The sequence below is a fragment of the Haladaptatus caseinilyticus genome (assembly GCF_026248685.1).
Lineage (GTDB): Archaea > Halobacteriota > Halobacteria > Halobacteriales > Haladaptataceae > Haladaptatus > Haladaptatus caseinilyticus.
The window spans coordinates 1,927,146-1,946,381 of sequence record NZ_CP111036.1; the positions used below are offsets into that span (position 1 = coordinate 1,927,146).

General features: G+C 60.5%; 16 protein-coding genes. 11 read left to right on the plus strand and 5 right to left on the minus strand.

Features of this window, described 5'->3' with window-relative positions; all coding sequences use genetic code 11:
• Window positions 1-64: 64 nt before the first annotated feature.
• Window positions 65-5,155: a S8 family serine peptidase gene (locus OOF89_RS10370; protein WP_266075828.1), complete on the minus strand. Its 5,091-nt coding sequence runs from the start codon at window positions 5,153-5,155 to the stop codon at window positions 65-67.
• A 475-nt stretch (window positions 5,156-5,630) separates the two neighbouring features.
• Here OOF89_RS10370 and OOF89_RS10375 point away from each other — a divergent pair, with 475 nt between their 5' ends.
• The 8 genes from OOF89_RS10375 to OOF89_RS10410 all read left to right on the plus strand — a co-directional run bounded on the left by OOF89_RS10375 (window position 5,631) and on the right by OOF89_RS10410 (window position 14,054).
• A complete protein-coding gene (locus OOF89_RS10375) occupies window positions 5,631-6,875 on the plus strand; it encodes a LeuA family protein (RefSeq protein ID WP_407661606.1) in 1,245 nt (414 codons plus the stop codon).
• 361 nt (window positions 6,876-7,236) lie between these two features.
• Window positions 7,237-9,039, plus strand: a complete 1,803-nt coding sequence (gene ilvB, locus OOF89_RS10380; RefSeq protein ID WP_266075830.1) for a biosynthetic-type acetolactate synthase large subunit — start codon at window positions 7,237-7,239, stop codon at window positions 9,037-9,039.
• The gene (gene ilvN / locus OOF89_RS10385; RefSeq protein ID WP_266075832.1) at window positions 9,036-9,746 is read left to right on the plus strand and encodes an acetolactate synthase small subunit; all 711 of its coding nucleotides are present in this window, start codon (window positions 9,036-9,038) and stop codon (window positions 9,744-9,746) included. The genes ilvB and ilvN overlap by 4 nt, the downstream gene beginning before the upstream one ends.
• An 11-nt stretch (window positions 9,747-9,757) precedes the next feature.
• The gene (gene ilvC / locus OOF89_RS10390) at window positions 9,758-10,792 is read left to right on the plus strand and encodes a ketol-acid reductoisomerase (RefSeq protein WP_266075834.1); all 1,035 of its coding nucleotides are present in this window, start codon (window positions 9,758-9,760) and stop codon (window positions 10,790-10,792) included.
• Entirely contained in the window at window positions 10,785-11,039 is a 255-nt protein-coding gene (locus tag OOF89_RS10395) for a hypothetical protein (RefSeq protein WP_266075836.1), read from the plus strand. The genes ilvC and OOF89_RS10395 overlap by 8 nt, the downstream gene beginning before the upstream one ends.
• A complete protein-coding gene (leuC, locus tag OOF89_RS10400; protein ID WP_266075838.1) occupies window positions 11,036-12,457 on the plus strand; it encodes a 3-isopropylmalate dehydratase large subunit in 1,422 nt (473 codons plus the stop codon). The genes OOF89_RS10395 and leuC overlap by 4 nt, the downstream gene beginning before the upstream one ends.
• Window positions 12,454-13,074 carry a 3-isopropylmalate dehydratase small subunit gene (gene leuD / locus OOF89_RS10405; protein WP_266075840.1) on the plus strand — a complete coding sequence of 207 codons (621 nt, stop codon included), beginning with the start codon at window positions 12,454-12,456 and terminating at the stop codon, window positions 13,072-13,074. The genes leuC and leuD overlap by 4 nt, the downstream gene beginning before the upstream one ends.
• Window positions 13,071-14,054: an isocitrate/isopropylmalate dehydrogenase family protein gene (locus tag OOF89_RS10410; RefSeq protein WP_266075842.1), complete on the plus strand. Its 984-nt coding sequence runs from the start codon at window positions 13,071-13,073 to the stop codon at window positions 14,052-14,054. Before leuD ends, OOF89_RS10410 begins: the two co-directional genes overlap by 4 nt.
• A gap of 103 nt (window positions 14,055-14,157) precedes the next feature.
• Here the strand turns inward: OOF89_RS10410 and OOF89_RS10415 are convergent, their stop codons facing one another.
• Window positions 14,158-14,310 (minus strand): hypothetical protein, encoded by a 153-nt coding sequence (locus tag OOF89_RS10415; RefSeq protein ID WP_266075844.1) that lies wholly within the window; start codon window positions 14,308-14,310, stop codon window positions 14,158-14,160.
• A 232-nt stretch (window positions 14,311-14,542) separates the two neighbouring features.
• On the opposite strand from OOF89_RS10415, the gene OOF89_RS10420 reads away from it, so the two are divergent.
• From OOF89_RS10420 to OOF89_RS10430, 3 genes are all read left to right on the plus strand, one after another.
• Window positions 14,543-15,160 (plus strand): hypothetical protein, encoded by a 618-nt coding sequence (locus tag OOF89_RS10420; protein ID WP_266075847.1) that lies wholly within the window; start codon window positions 14,543-14,545, stop codon window positions 15,158-15,160.
• Window positions 15,157-15,576, plus strand: a complete 420-nt coding sequence (locus OOF89_RS10425) for a VOC family protein (protein ID WP_266075848.1) — start codon at window positions 15,157-15,159, stop codon at window positions 15,574-15,576. Before OOF89_RS10420 ends, OOF89_RS10425 begins: the two co-directional genes overlap by 4 nt.
• A gap of 84 nt (window positions 15,577-15,660) precedes the next feature.
• On the plus strand, window positions 15,661-15,945 hold the full coding sequence (locus tag OOF89_RS10430; protein ID WP_266075850.1) for a hypothetical protein: 285 nt from the start codon (window positions 15,661-15,663) through the stop codon (window positions 15,943-15,945).
• Between the two features lie 160 nt (window positions 15,946-16,105).
• On the opposite strand, the gene OOF89_RS10435 is transcribed toward OOF89_RS10430, so the two are convergent.
• The 3 genes from OOF89_RS10435 to OOF89_RS10445 are packed head-to-tail and all read right to left on the minus strand — an operon-like array spanning window position 16,106 to window position 19,229.
• Window positions 16,106-16,885: an ABC transporter permease gene (locus tag OOF89_RS10435; protein ID WP_266075852.1), complete on the minus strand. Its 780-nt coding sequence runs from the start codon at window positions 16,883-16,885 to the stop codon at window positions 16,106-16,108.
• Complete coding sequence (locus OOF89_RS10440; protein ID WP_266075854.1) at window positions 16,882-17,868, minus strand: ABC transporter ATP-binding protein; 987 nt, start codon at window positions 17,866-17,868, stop codon at window positions 16,882-16,884. Before OOF89_RS10440 ends, OOF89_RS10435 begins: the two co-directional genes overlap by 4 nt.
• Before the next feature lie 44 nt (window positions 17,869-17,912).
• Window positions 17,913-19,229: an aspartate aminotransferase family protein gene (locus OOF89_RS10445; protein WP_266075856.1), complete on the minus strand. Its 1,317-nt coding sequence runs from the start codon at window positions 19,227-19,229 to the stop codon at window positions 17,913-17,915.
• Window positions 19,230-19,236 lie beyond the last annotated feature (7 nt).

Below are 19,236 nucleotides of genomic sequence, written 5' to 3' on the forward strand. Positions count from 1 at the left end.
TCACAGTCGATCCCGTCAGCCTTCGCGTGAAAAACTCGAACCGTATTCGGCATCAGTCACCCGCTTAGACGATCACCTCGGATAGACTGTATCCGGACATCGTGTCCGATATTCCATCGAGTGAGCCCTGATTCGGGACGGTCTGGTTCCCCGCCGGAAGAACGGTCAGGAATCCTGATTTGGTTTCCTGTAAACTGGACACGGCGAACTCATACTCGCCGGGTGCAGTCGATTCATCGACCGAATAGGTGAACTCGACGGTCGTCAGTCTGCCGCCAGCAAGCGTCACTTGTTTGGCACTCCGTGGTTTGTACAGTGCCACCATCTCCTGCGCGCCGAGGTCTCGTTCGACGGTGCTCGACGATGACATGAAGAAGAGCCAAATCGTTTGCGTCGCCGCCTCGTCCCCGGTATTAGTCAACGTGGCGGAGACGGTGATCTCCTTACCCTGTGTCACCTCGGCAGGACCGTTCACATCCGACACTCGGAAGTAAGCCGGGTCGGGGTCGCTCTCGACCACCGAAATGGACGTCGAGTGTTGGTCGTCGTCCGTCGCGACACCGTGTTCGTACGAGCCGGTATCGCTCGGCATCGTGACAGTGAACTCGACGGTCGTGTTCTCACCGGCGTCGAGTGTCACGTCCGAGGTGTTCCTGGCAGTTCCGGCGAGGTGATATTCGACAGTCTGCGTTCCGGAGGCGTTTCCGATGTTTCCGATGGTTGCGGAGACGGTTACCTGTTCGCCGGGATTCACTTCCGTAGGTGCGTCGAATCTCGTTACCGTGAAGGAGGCTTCCTCGGTGGGTTCGTCCTCGGTAACGGTAATGTTCGTCGAGGCAACTTCGTCGGCAGAAATGCCGTGTTCGTAGTCACCGACCGCCCTGTCGGGATTTATTTCGTAGGAGAACTCGACAGTCGTGCTTTCGCCTCCGTCGAGTGTCACCCGTTCGCTGAGTTCCGATTGCGATTCGAGAAGTACCGAACTACCGAAGTTCGTCCCCGGTGGGAAGTAAAACACCGTTCGGGTATCTTCTCGCTCACCGACGTTAGTGACCGTCGCGGAGACGGTTATCCCTTCACCCTGTTCGGCCTCGCTCGGTGCACTGAGATTCGACACCTCGAAGAACGTTCCGAGCGTCAAGTTCCGCGTCGTCGTCTCGTTCGCCTCGACTTCGGTGAACGTGATGTCCGAGTCCGGGTAGCGGTCGTGCATTGTCCGGAGCGCGTAGGTACCGCGGTCGAGGCCCTCGATGCGGTAGTAGCCGTTTTCGTCAGTGGTCACGTTGAACGCACCCTGGTCGGCATCGACGACGGTCGCACCTTCGACGGGGATCCCCGCCGCGTTGATGACGTAGCCTTCGATGGCCCCATCTCGTGGTTCGACCGTAAAGTCGACGCCGTCGACCGTTTCGCCGGGTGCGACCGAGACGATCTCTTCAGGACGGTAATCCCCGGGCGTTCCGGCGACGTTTACGACGTACATACCCGCGGGCACACCGAGCGAGTAGCTTCCGTTCTCGTTCGTCGTCGTTTCGTGGACGTTACCGTCATTGTCTTCGGCGGCAACGGTAACGTTCGCGACGCCGGTACCGGTGTCCGATGCCGTGACCGTTCCGCTAATCGTTCCCGGCGTCGGGTCGAGTTCGAAGTTCGCCGTCGTGGTGTCGTCCACCGGAACGGTGACGGTGTCGGTCACTTCGTCGTACCCGTCGGCCGAAACCGTACTGTTGTGCGTTCCCGATGGAACGTTCTCGATTTCGTACTCGCCGTTGCCGTCAGTCACGGCAGTGTAGTCGCCGTCGCCGATGTCGACGTCGATTGTAACGGTCGCATTTTCGACCGGCTCTCCGGTTTCGCTGTCCGTAACGGTGCCGGTGAGGTTTCCGCGGTCGATAGTGATGTCGAGCGACGATTCATCCTGGTCGTCTTCGCTCGATACGACGTGGAGCCAATCTATCGAGGGGTCTATTTCGTCTTCGAGCGTGTGGGCGAACTCGACCGTTTCACGCTCGCCCGGCGCGAGCGTGACGTTCGCGGTCGTCTCGTCTTGCGTGCGTTCCTCGCCGTTGGCGGCCGAACCGAAGCCGCTGAGGTAGGCGACCGAATTCGCGAGGAGAAGGTCACCTTCTTCGGTGAAATCCGACTCGTCGGTGAAGTAGTCCCGCCCGACGGCGCTCAAGAGTACCTCGTTTTTGTCGTCGTTGACTGCCACTGCCGGTCCTGCGCTGCCCGAACCGTAGTCGGCGTCAGCCAGGATGGTTCCACTGTACTCGGCGAACCAGCTTCCCCACATGGTGCTTCCGGTGAACACTTCGACGGAATCACCGACTTCACCGACGTTGGTGAAGAGTGGGTGGTTTTCTCGAATGTCGATGGTCACTGGGGTCGACGAACTGCTGCTGGCGTCTCGTTCGACAGGGTCGCCGCGAACGTTGTAGAGCCGATATACGCCGTCGGCGTACGCGTACGCCGAGGCCCCTTGGTACGAATCGAGGTAGACGACGCTCTGGTCGTCGTCGAGTTCGTCGAGGAAGTCCGAGGCGACTTGGTCGCTACCGAACCGCTGTACGACGAACGTGTCGTATTCACCCATCGCGCCCGGAAGTTCGTCCGCCGTCACGACATCGACGGTGTAGATGTCGGTGTCGAGGTGTTCTTCGAGCGTACTCGCGATGTCGTCTCCGTGCTCGTTATCCGATACGTCAACCACGGCCACGTCAACGCTTCGTGGTATGGTTTCGTATTCGACAGTTTGCACGTCGGTTGCGTTCCCCGTATTTTCGACGGTTGCGGTGACAGTGATCGTTTCACCGGCGCTCGCTTCCTCGGGGGCATCGGTGATGCTCACGTCGAAGAACGCTTCGAGAACGGTGACGTTCGTGGTTTGCGAGTCGTCTTCGGTGAAGACACCGTGTTCGTACGTGCTATTATCGATACCGCTCGTATCGACGGTGAACTCCACCGCCGTGGATTCGCCGACACCGAGCGTCACGTTTTTCGTCCGAACAGGGTTTTCGAGGTCGTCGAAGCGGTATTCGACGGTTTGCGTATCCTGCTGGTTCCCCATGTTCGCGACGTCTGCGTGTACGGTGAGGGTTTCACCCTGTTCGATTTCGTCCGTGGCTTGCAGGTTCGACACGTCGAAGAACGAACCGAGGATGGTCATCTGATCGCTTTCCGAGTCGTTTTCCGAGAACACACCGTAGTGAACCGTTCCACCCGGCAAGTTCGATGTGTCCACTTGGAACGTGACCGTCGTTTCGTGTGGTCTGTCAACGGGGTCATCGACACCGTCCGGTGCCATATCGACCGGAGTCGTCGAGATCGGGTCGCCGTTTCCGAGGTCGGTTTCGTTCTGTGCAACGTGGAGTTCGATCTCTTCGAGCGCTCCTTCCTCGCCGATATTTTCGAGGTCGACGGTGACGTTAACCGTCTCACCCTGTTCGGCTTCGCCGGGTGCGCTGAGATTCGAGACGTCGATCTCGCCCTCATCAAGCGTTCCCTGTACTTTCCGTTGAAGGAGCTGTAAGTCCGCGTACGTGACCGTACCGTCGCGGTCCATGTCCGCGAGGTTCGGGTTGAAGTTCGACGGGTTCTGCCCCGCGAGGTACTTTTGGGTGAGTCGTACGTCCTGAACGGTGACCGAACCACTCTCGTCAACGTCGCCCAACTCGGATTCGGGAATAAATATCATCTCATCGACTGCCGCGTAGGCGTCGATGATACCCTTCCCGTACCGGGTGTCTTTCTCGTTTTCGGGCGCATCCCAATCGTCGGGTTTCTCGGCCGTCGATTCGAGTGCGTTCTCGATTTCCGCGACGGAAGCGTCGGGGTTGGCTGAGCGCATCAGCGCGACCGCTCCCGCGACGTGCGGTGCGGCCATCGATGTCCCGGATAGTTCCTGATAGCCGCCGCCGGGTTCGGCGCTCAACACGTCCACACCGGGTGCCGAGACGTCGGGTTTGACGAACCTATCCGGCCAGTCCGCTGGTGGGTTCTCCCAGTTGATCTTGTCGATTATCGCTCCACTAGAGAAGTCCGCGATGTCCTCGTTGCTGTCGGATGCACCGATGGAGAACGAGTGATAATCGTTGCCGGGCGACCCAACACAGCCCTGGCCGGAGTTCCCGGAGGAACTAACGAACGCCGTGCCGAGCGACCGCGCGTTCTCGACTACCGGAATCCACGCGTCACTGTAAACGGGACCAAACAGGCCACAACCAGCGCCGAGGCTGAGACTCGCCACGTCGGCGTCCTCCTCGACGGCCCATTGGACACCGCCGATGACACCCTCGGTCGACCCACTGCCACCGGGGATGACCATCCCGTGAATCAGATCCGCTTCGGGTGCGACACCGATTGCCGTACCGCTACTGGCACCACCCATTGCGGTGGCACTGGTGTGTGTTCCATGATAATGGCTATCCCGCGGCTCGGAGCCGGGAACCATGTTCCCGCTATCATCGAATTCCGCCCATCCGCCGGGGTAGGTCGGGTCGGATGGATCCTCGGTGTACAGTTCGATGTCCGGATGGGTGATATCGACGCCCGTGTCGAGGACGGCGATCTTCGCACCGTCACCCCGAGTCCCGAGTTCGTCCCAGACTCGTGGGGCACGAATTTGGTCGAGGCCGTACGTCGTATCGTCCGGGGACACGTCCGAGTCTGCGCTCGGTTCGGGTTTTGTGGTCTCGGGAACGGTGTATTCCCGACTCTTGACGATCGATTTTACGCCGTTAACGGCGGCCAATTCGTCGATTTTCACGGTATCGGTATCGACGCTGATCGCGACCGCGTTCACGATCCAGAACGTGTTTTGTACGTCAACACCCGTTCGGGATTCGAGTTGGGTAACCGACTGCGCTCTCGTCTCGGCGGCGTGTTGCTTCAGGTGCCGTATCGCCGCCTTTTCGTCCATTTCCGGATCCACCGACGTTTGTTCGAAGAGTAACAGTACCTGTACTGTCCCCTCAGCACCCTCCAATGCGGGGTCGATTTGTACGTCGTTGGGGTCTTGTTTTGTCTCACTGTCGATACTTTCAAACTGGGGCGTCTCCTGTGCCGCTGTGAGTCCGATAGTGCCGGTTCCGATTACCGACAGTATCAGCAACAACGACAGCAAGATCGCGTCTGTGTGCTTCCTTCTTCGACTCATTATTTCAGTTTCTCTGTATTTCACACAACAAATCTAAATTTTGATTTAAGATTGTGTGACACGTTGACTTGGTAATTATCCAACTAATAACTATTGCTTAAATTATTATATTAATTTTAAATATTCAGAAAAATTCTACTGAGCGAAGAAATTTCCACGGATCGGTGACGAAATCCGCAAAACGAACGTAGGCTCTTCGCTGGTGAACCGGAAAGTGGTCTCGAATCGGTCCTCCCGATCTCTTGAACGAAGCGTACCGTGGGCGTTCCGTAACGCGCCCCAACGTGTTTCACATCGGTTCGTCCCCGTTTGGCAGCAATATCTGCGTGATCTATCGCCGGTCAGATTGGTGCCCTTAGATTCCCTTAGTCAGTATAATCACACACGGCCCCGACGATGTCTCCCGGTTTTCGAAATAAATTATATCTCACTAATTATTCTTATCCGACACCACCTGTCTGACCGCCACGCTTAAATAGGAGGTCGCGTCTCCAACCGAGTACAATGTCTGAAAACGACAGCACCTCCGAGAGGGGGGGTCGAGTTCTTCGAGGGCACGTTAGCCCACACCGACGAGATTGAAAACGTTCGAATTTTCGACACGACGCTCCGTGACGGCGAGCAGACGCCACGCACCTCGTTCACCCCGGCCGAGAAGCGCGAAATCGCGGCCACGTTGGACGAAATGGGAACCCACGTCATCGAAGCGGGATTCCCGGCCAACGGGGACGCGGAATTCGAGGCCGTCCGTGACATCGCCGAATCGACGCAGGCGACGACGTGCGCGCTGGCTCGCATCGTGGATGGCGACGTGGAAACAGCACTGGAAACCGGCGCAGGAATGGTTCACATCTTCGCTTCGACCAGCGACGTGCAAATCGAGGATTCGATGCACGCCACGCGCGAAGAGGTGAAGGATCGCGCCGTGAAAGCCGTGAAACGCGTCGTAGAGGCCGGAGCGAGCCCGATGTTCTCGCCGATGGACGCGACGCGAACCGATCCGGAGTTCATGGCCGAAATCATCGAAGCGGTCACCGAAGCAGGTGTCGAGTGGATCAACATTCCCGACACCTGCGGCGTCGGGACACCGACACGGTTCGCCGACCTCGTGAGACAAATCCGTGAGTACACCGACGCTCGGATCGACGTCCACACGCACGACGATTTCGGGATGGCCACCGCGAACGCGATGGCCGGATTGGAGGCTGGCGCGGATCAAGTGCAGGTCAGCGTCAACGGTATCGGAGAGCGTGCAGGAAACGCCGCCTTCGAAGAGGTCGTCATGGCCGTAGAAGGCGTCTACGGCGTCGATACCGGCATCGACACGACACGTATCTCGGAACTCTCGGAGATGGTCGCCGAGTACAGCGAGGTCTCGGTACCCGTGAACAAACCCGTCGTCGGTGCGAACGCGTTCGCACACGAGAGCGGGATTCACGCGGCCGGGGTCATCGAGAACAGCGATACGTTCGAGACCGGCGTGATGAAACCCGAGATGGTCGGCGCGCGCCGGGAGTTCGTGCTCGGTAAGCATACCGGCACTCACGCGGTCCGAAAACACCTCATACAGGCCGGATTCGCCCCGACCGAAGCCGAGGTTCGGCGAATCACGCGTCGGGTCAAAGACCGCGGTGCCGAGAAAGCACGAGTTACCGTCAGCGACGTCCGTCGATTCGCCCGCGAACTGGGCGTCGATTCCAGCGAGGAGGTCAAAGCGTAATCATGCCGTCTCGCGCTTGTTTCACCACCGGCGAGCGACTGCACCACGGAACATCGTGGCCGACAATGGTACGGCGAAAAAGTTGCCAGCCACGAAAGAGTTATTGCGGTCGCCGTAACAAGAATGCAAACACAGATGCGACAGTCACACGCAGCCCTCGATTCGCAGGAGTCGAGCGGTGCGGCTGTCGAGCGCGTACTCATTATTGTAGGGGTCTAGCTACCCCTACACTCTTCTCATCCCCGACCACTGAATCGCCATCCAACAACCCCGAGTTTACGCGCAAAACCATGTCACGAACACGACCGACAGCAAAGCGGTATCGACCGACGAACCACACACGAACCGAGGTGACGAACTCGTGAGCGAGCACGCGGTTCGACAGGTCTCCCACGAATCGGAAGAGTCGGACGATGACCAGTCCGGCGAACGGGCCGAAACCCCCGAGGGCCGCCCGAACGAAGCGGATACGAGCGAATCGCAGACGGGTGCGAGCGTCGTCGTCCGCGCGCTCGAATCCGCGGGCGTCGAAACCCTCTTCGGCGTGCAGGGAGGGGCGATCATGCCGGTGTACGATGCACTCGGCAAATCCGACCTCCGCCACGTTACGATGGCACACGAGCAGGCCGCGGCACACGCCGCCGACGCCTACGGTATCGTCGCCGGAACGCCGGGTGTCTGTCTCGCCACGTCCGGTCCGGGAGCGACGAACCTCGTCACGGGACTGGCGGATGCGGACATGGACTCAGACCCGGTCGTGGCCCTGACGGGACAAGTCCCGACGAACTTCGTCGGCAACGATGCGTTCCAGGAAACCGATACAACGGGCGTCACGGCACCCATCACGAAGGCGAACTACTTCGCGGGCGATACCGACACCGTCGGCGACACGGTCGGCGAAGCGTTCGCGCTCGCCAGCGAGGGTCGGCCGGGGCCGACGCTCGTTGACCTGCCTAAAGACGTAACGCTGGCAGAAACCGATGCTGGGGAACCGACCGCCGAGACGCCGGAACACTACAACCCACAGGAAAAGCCGGACGCCGATGCCGTCGCGGAGGCGGCCCGAACGCTGGAAACCGCGGACCGGCCGTTGATTCTGGCTGGTGGCGGTGTCATCAAAGGCGATGCAAGCCCGGAACTACGGGCGTTCGCCACCGGACACGACATCCCGGTGGCAACGTCGATGCCCGCCGTGGGCGCGTTCCCCGAAGACCACGACCGGTCGGTCGGCATGGTCGGCATGCACGGAACTGGCCCCGCAAACATGGCCGTCACGCACTGCGACACCCTCCTCGCAGTCGGGTGTCGTTTCGACGACCGACTGACTGGCGGCGTCGATTCGTTCGCACCGGAAGCGACCGTCATTCACATCGATATCGACCCGGCGGAGATTTCGAAGAACGTCCACGCCGAGGTCCCTGTCGTGGGCGACGCCGGTGCCACACTCGCCGAAATCGGTGAGGAGATGAACTCCACGCCGAGCGTCGACGACTGGCGCGAGCAAATCTCCGACTGGAAAGAGGAGTATCCGATGACCTACCACGCGCCCGAGGACGGGCCGGTCAAACCCCAGTTCGTCGTCGAAGCGTTCGACGCCGCCACGGCCGACGACGCCATCGTTACGACGGGGGTCGGCCAGCACCAGATGTGGGCAGTCCAGTTCTGGACGTTCACCGAACCCAGAACGTGGGTGTCCTCACACGGTCTCGGAACGATGGGATACGGCCTACCGGCCGCGATCGGTGCGCGAATGGCCGCGGCAGACGACCAGCAGGTCGTCAGCTTCGAGGGCGATGGCTCGTTCCTGATGACGGTGCAGGAACTGTCGGTGGCTGTCAGGGAAAACCTGGACATCACCGTGGCCGTCCTGAACAACCGCTACATCGGCATGGTTCGTCAGTGGCAGGACGCGTTCTTCGACGGGAATCGCGTCGCCTCCGAGTACGATTGGTGTCCCGACTTCGCCACCCTCGCCGAAGCGTTCGGCGCGAACGGGTTCACGGTTGACCACCCCGACGAAGTGGCCGACACCGTCGAGGCCGCACTGGCGTACGACGGTCCTTCCGTCGTGGATTTCCACATCGACCCCGACGAGAACGTCTACCCGATGGTCGCGAGCGGCGGTGCCAACGGAAAATTCGCCCTGTCGGAGGATCAACTATGAGCGGAGAGGATTCGACGTCCCAAGCGGGAATGCCGGGTCCAGCACCGGACGAGCGACCACATCCCGACGGACGGCGAAACGCACACGGCGTCCGAATCGACCCCGAGGCGGACGCCGAAGCGGAGCGGCGGACGGCGGTGGTTTCCGCCCTGGTCGAGCACGAACCCGGCGTCCTCTCGCAGGTGTCCGGGCTGTTCTCCCGACGACAGTTCAACATCGAGAGCCTGACCGTCGGCCGGACGACGGTCGATGGCCACGCACGAATCACGCTCGTCGTGGAGGAAACCGACCACGGCATCGAACAAGCGCGAAAGCAGTTGGCGAAGCTTCCGACCGTCATTCAGGTGGGCGAATTGGACGACAACGCGGTTCGCGCCGAACTCGTCCTCCTGAAAGTTCGCGGCGACGAACCCGACAAGGTCCACGCCATCACCGAGATGTACGAGGGACAGACGTTGGACGCCGGGCCGCGAACCATCACGGTGCAGATCACCGGCGACCAGCGGAAGATCGACGACGCCATCGACGCCTTCCGGCAGTTCGGCATCATCGAAATCGCGCGGACCGGGCAGACCGCTCTGGCCCGCGGCGACACGCCGACGACCCCCGGCGAGGAACCGGGGCACTCGACCGAACCGACCGACAGCGGCTACGAAACCGAAGCGGAACGCGGCGAAACGAACCGATCGACGACGGAGACCAACTGAGGATTTCGACAATGACAACGATATACTACGACGACGACGCGGACGACGCACAGCTCGCAGACAAGACGGTTGCCGTCCTCGGCTACGGCAGTCAGGGCCACGCCCACGCACAGAACCTCGCCGAAAGCGGGGTGGACGTGGTCGTCGGCCTCCGCGAATCATCGGCGTCACGGAAGGCGGCGGAAGCCGACGGTCTGCGTGTAGCGACGCCGACGGAAGCAGCCAGCCAAGCGGACGTCGTCTCCGTATTGGTGCCGGACACCGTCCAGCCAGCCGTCTATGACGACATCAAGTCCGAACTGGAAGCGGGCGATACCCTCCAGTTCGCACACGGGTTCAACATTCACTACGGTCAGATCGAACCGCCGGAGGACGTGGACGTGACCATGGTCGCGCCGAAATCGCCGGGTCACCTCGTCCGACGAAACTACCAAGCCGACGAAGGCACGCCGGGATTGCTCGCGGTCTACCAAGACGCCAGCGGCGAGGCGAAAGCCGAGGGGCTGGCCTACGCGAAGGCTATCGGCTGTACTCGGGCGGGCGTGGTGGAAACGACCTTCCAGGAGGAGACGGAAACCGATCTGTTCGGCGAGCAAGCCGTGCTCTGTGGCGGCGTCACGGAACTCATCAAGATGGGTTACGAGACGCTGGTAGACGCAGGTTACTCGCCGGAGATGGCATATTTCGAGTGTCTGAACGAAATGAAGCTCATCGTGGACCTGCTGTACGAGGGCGGCCTCGGCGAGATGTGGGATTCGGTGTCCGACACCGCCGAATACGGCGGCCTGACCCGCGGCGAGGTCGTCGTTGACGACCACGCCCGCGAGCAGATGGAGACGGTGCTGGAGGGCGTGCAGAACGGCGAGTTCGCTCGCGAGTGGATTCTGGAGAACCAAGCCGGACGACCGGCCTACCGACAGAAGCGGCAGGCCGAAAAAAGCCACGACATCGAGGACGTCGGTTCGGAACTGCGGGACCTGTTCGCGTGGGCCGACGAGGACGAAGCTGATGAAACGGAGAAAACGGAGGTGCCAGCCGATGACTAACGAATCGAACGATAGCACGAGAGCGATGGCCGACGTGAGCCACGTCCATCCCTACGCCGACCAAGGTGCGATGACACGGCTGTTCAACCGTGGACCGACCGTGGCGGACGGTGGGGTTACGGAGGACGTGACCGACGAAACCGAACCCGACACGATGGCTGAGGTGTCACATTCCCCGCCGGAGGGGGCCGGTGATTCAGCGACAGTCTTCGAACGCGGCTACGAGCATCGGGTACGGGAGACATGAGCGAGGGGACGCTGTACGACACGGTGTGGGACGAACACCGCGTCACCGACCTCCCGACTGGACAGACCCAACTGTTCGTCGGGTTGCATCTCATCCACGAAGTGACGAGTCCCCAAGCCTTCGGAATGTTAGGGGAGCGCGACATGGAAGTCGCCTATCCGGACCGCACGCACGCGACGGTTGACCACATCGTTCCGACTGCCGACCAGTCTCGGCCCTACAGCGACGACTCCGCCGAGGAGATGATGGCGGAACTGGAAGACAACGTCCGAGAGGCGGGCATCGATTTCTCACACCCCGACTCGGGGGACCAGGGAATCGTCCACGTCATCGGCCCGGAACAGGGACTCACCCAACCCGGCATGACGATCGTCTGTGGCGACAGTCATACCGCCACTCACGGTGCGTTCGGCGCGCTCGCGTTCGGCATCGGAACCAGCCAGATTCGGGACGTGCTGGCCACCGGCACCGTGGCGATGGAGAAACAGGACGTCCGACAGATTCGCGTCACCGGCGACCTCGGACTCGGTGTCTCCGCGAAGGACGTGATTCTGGAAATCATCCGCCGACTCGGCACTGACGGCGGCGTCGGCTACGTCTACGAGTACGCGGGCGAAGCGATCGAGAACCTAGGAATGGAAGGTCGGATGAGCATCTGCAACATGTCCATCGAGGGCGGCGCTCGTGCGGGCTACGTCAACCCCGACGAGACGACGTACGAGTATCTGCGCGAGACGGACGCCTTCCGCGACGATCCTGAAAAATTCGAGCGACTGAAATCGTACTGGGAGTCGGTCCGTTCGGACGAGGACGCCCAGTACGACGACGTGGTCGAAATCGACGGCAACAGCCTCGAACCGATGGTGACGTGGGGGACGACGCCCGGTCAGGGGGTCGGCGTCACGGAACCGATTCCGGAACCGGACGAGTTGCCCGAATCGAAGCGAGAGACGGCCCGGCAAGCGCAGGCGCACATGCGTGTCGAACCCGGCGAGACGATGGCTGGGTACGATATCGACGTGGCGTTCCTCGGGTCCTGTACGAACGCCCGCCTGCCCGACTTGCGGCGGGCCGCCCGAATCGTGGATGGTCGCGAAGTCCACACCGACGTGCGGGCGATGGTCGTTCCCGGCAGTCAGCGCGTGAAAGCCGCCGCGGAGCGCGAAGGATTGGACGACGTGTTCCGTGAGGCCGGCTTCGACTGGCGAGCTGCTGGCTGTTCGATGTGCCTCGGGATGAATTCGGATCAACTGGACGGCGACGAGGCCTGTGCGTCCTCCTCGAATCGCAACTTCGTCGGACGGCAGGGCAGTCCGGACGGACGAACCGTCTTGATGAGTCCCGAAATGGTCGCCGCTGCCGCGATACGCGGCGAAGTGACGGACGTACGCGAGTTAAAGGAGGTTGCGGAAGCATGACGAAAACGAATGAGGGCACGACCGACGAAATAGAATCGACATCGGGAACCGGCGTTGCGGTTCGTGGGAACGACATCGACACCGACCAGATCATCCCGGCGCGATTCATGAAGGTCGTCACGTTCGACGGACTGGGACAGTTCTCCTTTTTCGATCAACGGTTTACGGACGAGGACGAGCAAAAAGACCATCCGTTCAATCGCGACCAGCACCGGAACGCCTCGGTGCTGGTCGTCAACGCGAACTTCGGTTGTGGTTCCTCCCGCGAGCACGCGCCGCAGGCGCTCGCTCGCTGGGGTATCGATGCCATCGTCGGCGAGAGTTTTGCCGAGATTTTTGCCGGCAATTGTCTCGCGCTTGGAATTCCGACCGTCACCGCCGACGCGGAGACGGTCGGCGAACTACAGGCGTTCGCCGAGTCCAACCCTGACGCCGAAATCGAGGTGGACGTGGCGAACGAGACGGTTCGCTACGGCGACCGCGAAGTCGAAGTGAACGTGGACGACGCCCAACGAAAAGCCCTCGTGGAAGGGATTTGGGATACGACAGCACTGATGAAATCGAACGAGAAAGCGGTCGCAGAGACGGCAGAAAAGTTGCCATACGTGGAATCATGACCGAGCAGATCGCGATCGTTTCCGGCGATGGAATCGGACAGGAAGTCGTACCCGCGACTCGGCGAGTGCTCGAAGTCATCGGGCCGCAGTTCGAATTCATGGAGGCCGACGCAGGCGATGCCGTGAAAGAGGAAACCGGAACCGCGCTCCCCGACGGAACCCGCGAGCTGGTCGCCGGTGCCGATGCGACCCTGTTCGGCGCGGCGGGCGAGACGGCGGCGGACGTCATTCTTCCGCTCCGACGGGCAGTAGACTCGTTCGTCAACGTCCGCCCCGCGAGAGCGTATCCGGGGACGGACGCACTTCGGCCCGAAACCGACCTCGTCTTCCTCCGGGAGAACACCGAGGGCGTCTACGCGGGTCACGAATCCCGACTGACCCACGACGTGACCACACTGACCCGCGTCGTTACCGAATCCGCCTCCGAACGACTCGCGGAATTCGCCTGCGAATACGTTGACGAGCGTGACGAGGACGGGTTCACCATCGCACACAAGGCCAACGTGATGCGCGAGACGGACGGCCTCTTTCGGGACACGGTGGACCGCGTAGCGGACGTTCGCGGTGTCCCCCACGACGAAGCCCTGATGGACGCACTGGCGACCCATCTCTGTCTCCGGCCGGAGGAGTATGGCGTTATCGTCTGTCCGAACCTCGCTGGCGACGTGCTCTCCGACCTCGCCGCCGGATTGGTCGGCGGTCTGGGTCTCCTCCCCTCTGCAAACATCGGCCCGGAAAACGCCCTGTTCGAACCGGTTCACGGTACCGCCCCGGACATCGCGGGCGAGGGTGTCGCGAATCCCTGTGCGACGATGTTCTCGGCGGCGATGCTACTGGAGTATCTGGGCTATGACGGGGAGGGACAAGCGGTTCGTGACGCGGTCGAATCGGTGCTGGAGAACGGTCCGCGAACGCCCGATTTGGGAGGTTCTGCCGGAACCGGCGAGGTCACTGAGGCGGTTCTGACGCGGTTGTCGTAAACTCGTTTTGTTTTCCCTACTCGGGTCAGAATAGGCCAGAAGCCGCCACGAACATACCAAGTGCGCTGATTCCCACGAACGCGATTCGGGTCATTAGTTCCTTCTAGACCGCTGGTTCAACTTCGTTCCACGACCGCGTGCTTCCGATTGCATCCAACTGTTCGCTGAACCGGACGAGATGATACGAATAGCGATAGTCGACCGCACCGAATAGAAGTCCCGCGAGACCGAAAAGAACCGTTTCGAAATCTACCATGGCTGAAAACTATTTTTAACAATCAAATATTTTCTGTTGCCTCAGGGAACGCGGTCGTTTTTCGCCGTCTCTGGCGAACAGTTGTCGTGTTCGTTCGCTCCTCCACGAACTGCTGAAACTCACTCCACGGAAATCATCATTAACGAGGGACTCGACCACGAATCTCCGGATTCCATATTGCACCACGACGGACACGAAACACTCATTTTGAAACCTGCCAATAAATTAATTGATGAAAACCAGGTTATTCTCTCTGCCTGTTGCAGTAGCAACACTGGTTCTCCTCGCGGGATGTGCTGGGGTTTTTACGCAAGGACAGCCGAATACGACGGCAAGAACGCCGGAGACGGTCGAACCGACGACGACCGAGATACTCGAATCGATCACCACGACACAGCAAACGACCAGTCGTGTCGGTATTCGGGACGCAGAACTCGATTCGTTTGTCCGGACAGGAATCGACTGCGACCGGAATCCGAGAACGCTCAGGTTCGGGAAATCCACCACGACCGACACCATCGTAATCTCGGTGCAAGGACGCGTTCGCGTGAATGATACGGCTGTCGTGGTGAAACAACCCCGATTGGTGAAAACCGGGGCGACCACCTACCGACTGAATATCGAGTCGCACGCCGCGGAAACCGTCGGTCGGAGTTGCCTCGCTGAAGCAGGGTACGAAGCGACCGTTCTCCTGCCGAATCTGGCCGAAACCGAACTCGTTGTTTCCCACAACGGCGAAACGACCGGTTCCATCGGACACCAAACCGAATCCGGCGAAACGTCGCAGGCGGAAACGAAGACGGGAATAACCGAAACCGCTACCCGCCACTTTCGAGTACGAATCGCATGACACTCCTCGACGACGTCTACGAAACGCACATCGAAGTGGCCGACCTCGACCGGGCGATGGAATTTTACGGCAACACGCTCGGACTCGAACTGGATCGCCACGAAGAAGAACGCGGCATTGCGTTTTACTTTACTGGCACTCCGCGCTCGATGCTCGGCGTGTGGGAAGAGGACGACCCGGAGCCAGGACACTTTGCTTTCCGCGTTTCGGAAAATCGGGTTGACGAGATGCTTCCCTTCCTCGAAGCACGCGACATCGAACCGCGCGCCGCGTTCGGGGTCGAACCCGACGAACCAATCGTCCACCCGTGGATGCCGAGCGCGACGGTGTACTTTGCCGACCGGGACGGGAATTCGCTGGAACTGCTCGCTGACTTGTCCGACGACCCAGACCCGGATAAAAACCGATGCCCCTGAGCGAGTGGCGCGAGCGACAGAATTGACTACGCTTGCCGATAATTACGTCTCAAGCCATCCGTCTATTTCATCAACGCTTACGACATGTGCAAGGACGAACAGAACGAGGGCGAGTCCCAATCCTGCCACAAAACTAGATATTCTTGCCGACGGCAAGTCGAAGGTGAACAACGCTCACCAGACGCCGATGGCGTAGAGGCAGATTACCAGAACATGGCCGGAAACTCCGATTCCATGGAACCACTCGCCGACTCGCTTTCCGAAAGACGAGTTACTCACTGGCCCCAGCGCAACCACGGTCACAACGAATCCAACGGCGACCCAGCCTCACGAGACCGAATCGAATGGGAACAACCGCAGTACCAATGAAATAAGAAAGAAACCCACCGTCGTAATCTCAACCCACGTTGGTGGGCGGTTCGGAAGCCACGACGAAACCAGTTCAGAGACCATACCAATCGGATAATTCCTTTTCAGTAACGAATACTTGGTCGTTCTATCGATGAAACCAGAGTTCCACACCCAAAACTCAGTCAGTCAATCCGTAGCCACGCCGGAAGAGATACGCATCGAGGAACATGAACACGAGCGTCAGACCCGAGAGTACGGCCAGCGAGAGGTTCGGGTTGACTTCGGATGCCCCTAAGAAACCGTACCGAATCCCGTTGACCATGTAGACCATCGGGTTGAGCAGGGTCACGTCTCGGAAAATTCCCGACGGAAGACTGTTGATAGTGTAGAAGACGCCGCCGAAGAAAACGAGGGGGCGGACGATGAACTGGTTCATCATCGTCAGGTTGTCCCAGTCGTCGGCCCACAGGCCGCCAACGACGCCGAAACTCGAAAAGAGGAGCGTGATGACGAGCGCGAAGGCGACGAGGTAGAACGGTTGGGCGACCCCGACGTTCGTGAAGAACGCGCCGATTCCGGCGATGAGTGCGCCCACCAGCAGTCCGCGGACCGCACCGGAGACGATGTACGCCGCGACCATCCGCGAGTAGGACATCGGCGAGGTCAGCGTCTCCTCGATATAGCGGTTCCAGCGCCCGTGGAAGATGGAAAACGAGGAGTTCTCGAAGGCGTTCGAGATCGCGCCGAGCACCACGAGTCCGGGAAGGATGAACGTAATATAGTCAACGGTCAGCCCATCGAACTCCATCGTTCCGACGCGTCCGCCGAGGACGACGCCGAACACGGCGAAATACAACACGTTCGTCACGAACGGCGGGACGAACGTGTTCCGCGGCCTGCGGAGGAAACGCAGAATCTCCCTGCGTGTAAGCGTCACGAAACCGGTGAGTCCAGTCACGCTCGCTCACCGCCGTCCGTAACTGCCGGAACGGTCTCCGTCTCCGTGTCGGCTTCTCCGCTTTCAGTTCGAGTCATCGACACGAACACCTCTTCGAGCGACGTTCGGGAGATATCGAAATACTCGATATCGAACCCCTTCCGGTCGAGTTCGCGGACCAGTTCCGGTGCCAGCAGTCCGGCCTCCCGTGCCGTGATGACGAGGTCGTCACCGTCCAGTTCCACGTCCAGAATCCTGTCGCGTCCCGCCGAAAGATGGGGTTCGGTTTCGGGCGGATCGCGGAGCGTGACCGTAACCTTGTCCGGTCCTTGGTTCATCAACTCGTCGGGGCTCGCCACCTCGACGATTTCGCCCGAGTCCAAAATCGCCACCTCGTCACAGAGCCGTTCCGCTTCCTCGATGTAGTGGGTCGTGAGCAGTATCGTGGTTCCTGATTCGTTGAGTTCGATGATCGTGTCCCACAGTTCGTGGCGAATCTGCACGTCCACACCAGCGGTCGGTTCGTCCAAGATGAGCAGGTCGGGGTCGGTGATGAGCGCTCGCGCCAACATGAACCGGCGTTTCATCCCGCCCGAAAGCCAGTCGAATCGCGTGTCGCGTTTGTCGTAGATGCCGACCCGTTTCAGCACCTCGTCGGCCTTTTCTTTCGCCTTCGATTTCGGAATCCCGTGATATCCTGCCTTGTGCTCCAGCACTTCCCGAATCGGGAAGAAACGGTCGACGTTGAACTCCTGTGGTGCGAGACCGATTCGGTCGCGCGCATCGCGGTACTCGTCCTCCACGTCCGCGCCGAACACTTCCGCGGTACCACCGGATTTTTTCACTAGTCCGACGAGGACGTTGATGAACGTCGTCTTGCCCGCGCCGTTCGGCCCGAGTAGTCCGAAAAACGACCCTTCCGGAACGTCGAGCGAAACCCCCTTCAGTGCCCGTACGTCCCCGTACTCCTTCTCCAAGTCCCTGATACGTATCGCAGAATCCATCGAAAACCCGTAACAACCGTGCGGGGTTAAGCCTGCTGAACTGGTTAGAGTGTCGCAAGCACGGCGTCGGCGTCGTCCAGATAGGCCTCCAACTGTTCCTCCCCGTGAGCGAACGAGAGGTGGTGGCGCTTGTACGGGTTTGGCGTAAAGAAGTGACCGCGTTCGCGCATCCCGGCCGCGAATTCACGGAACGTTCCCTCGTCTAATCCGAGGACATCCTCGTAGTTTTTCGGCTCACCCGTCACGCCGAACTGGAGGCTAAAGATGCTCCGATGGCCGACGACGCGTCCTTCGATGCCGTGGTCGGTCAGCAGGTCGCGAAGTCCGGCACGATACTCGTCGCCGAGATCGGTGACGTGGTTCTGCACGTCCTCCTCAACGATCGTGTCGATGGTCTCTCGTGCCGCGGCGAGTCCGGGCAGGTTGCCCGAGTAGGTCCCGCTGATGACGACGCCGCTCTTGTTGTCACCGCCCGCCTGCGAAAGCAAGTCTTCTCGTCCGCCAACCGCCGCGACCGGGTAGCCGTTGCCGAGTGCCTTCGCCACGCAGGTCAAGTCGGGCGTGATGCCGAATTCGCCCTGTGCTCCATGCGGCGAGTGTCGGAATCCCGTGATCACCTCGTCGAAGATGAGCGGCACGTCGGCGTCGTCGGTCAGTTCCCGAAGGTGCTGAAGGAAATCGTGGTCGGGGAGAAGGCATCCGACCGAGTGGGGGACCGGTTCGAGGATGACGCCCGCGAGGTCGTCACCGTGCTCGCGGAAAACCGCCTCGACCGCCGCCGAGTCGTTGAACGGGACGACGAGCGTGTTCTCGACCGCAGATCGGAGCATACCCGCCGACTCGGGGTACTGCTCGCCGAGACCCTCTTCCGGCGGGTAGACGCTCACGTCCACGTAGTCGTGCCAGCCGTGGTAACAGCCCTCAAATTTCAGGATTTTCTCGCTACCCGTGGCGGCCCGGGCGAGCCGAATCGCGTGGTACGTTGCTTCGCTCCCGCTGTTGCAGAAGTTGACCTGCTCGACGCTCGGGAGGGTTTCGACCAGTCGTTCCGCGACTTCCACTTCGAGTGGGGCCGTCCCCGCGCCATAGAGAACGCCGCCGTCGATGGCTCTCCGAGCGGCATCGTCCACCGAATCGTGTGCGTGACCGAGAATGATGGGACCGAAACCGAGGTGGTAGTCGGTGTACTGCTCGTCGTCGACCGTGGTCAGGGTAGCACCCTTCGCCCGTTCGAATGCGACATCGCCAGTGTCGTAGGCTTGCGCCCGGAGTCCGGTCTGGGCACCCCCTGGAATCACGTCTCGGGCGCGCTCCACGATTCGTTGGCTTTCCGTCGCGTCGCTCGCTGGTTTCGGGTTCATCGTTGAA

What these genes read in the sequence shown, in the direction of transcription:
- OOF89_RS10425 (WP_266075848.1), top strand. Translation starts at nt 15,157, where the DNA reads ATGACACTCCTCGACGACGTCTACGAAACGCACATCGAAGTGGCCGAC.
- OOF89_RS10395 (WP_266075836.1), top strand. Translation starts at nt 10,785, where the DNA reads ATGACTAACGAATCGAACGATAGCACGAGAGCGATGGCCGACGTGAGC.
- ilvC (WP_266075834.1), top strand. Translation starts at nt 9,758, where the DNA reads ATGACAACGATATACTACGACGACGACGCGGACGACGCACAGCTCGCA.
- OOF89_RS10415 (WP_266075844.1), bottom strand. Translation starts at nt 14,310, where the DNA reads ATGGTAGATTTCGAAACGGTTCTTTTCGGTCTCGCGGGACTTCTATTC.
- OOF89_RS10430 (WP_266075850.1), top strand. Translation starts at nt 15,661, where the DNA reads ATGTGCAAGGACGAACAGAACGAGGGCGAGTCCCAATCCTGCCACAAA.
- OOF89_RS10445 (WP_266075856.1), bottom strand. Translation starts at nt 19,229, where the DNA reads ATGAACCCGAAACCAGCGAGCGACGCGACGGAAAGCCAACGAATCGTG.
- OOF89_RS10370 (WP_266075828.1), bottom strand. Translation starts at nt 5,155, where the DNA reads ATGAGTCGAAGAAGGAAGCACACAGACGCGATCTTGCTGTCGTTGTTG.
- OOF89_RS10410 (WP_266075842.1), top strand. Translation starts at nt 13,071, where the DNA reads ATGACCGAGCAGATCGCGATCGTTTCCGGCGATGGAATCGGACAGGAA.
- leuD (WP_266075840.1), top strand. Translation starts at nt 12,454, where the DNA reads ATGACGAAAACGAATGAGGGCACGACCGACGAAATAGAATCGACATCG.
- OOF89_RS10420 (WP_266075847.1), top strand. Translation starts at nt 14,543, where the DNA reads ATGAAAACCAGGTTATTCTCTCTGCCTGTTGCAGTAGCAACACTGGTT.
- OOF89_RS10440 (WP_266075854.1), bottom strand. Translation starts at nt 17,868, where the DNA reads ATGGATTCTGCGATACGTATCAGGGACTTGGAGAAGGAGTACGGGGAC.
- ilvN (WP_266075832.1), top strand. Translation starts at nt 9,036, where the DNA reads ATGAGCGGAGAGGATTCGACGTCCCAAGCGGGAATGCCGGGTCCAGCA.
- leuC (WP_266075838.1), top strand. Translation starts at nt 11,036, where the DNA reads ATGAGCGAGGGGACGCTGTACGACACGGTGTGGGACGAACACCGCGTC.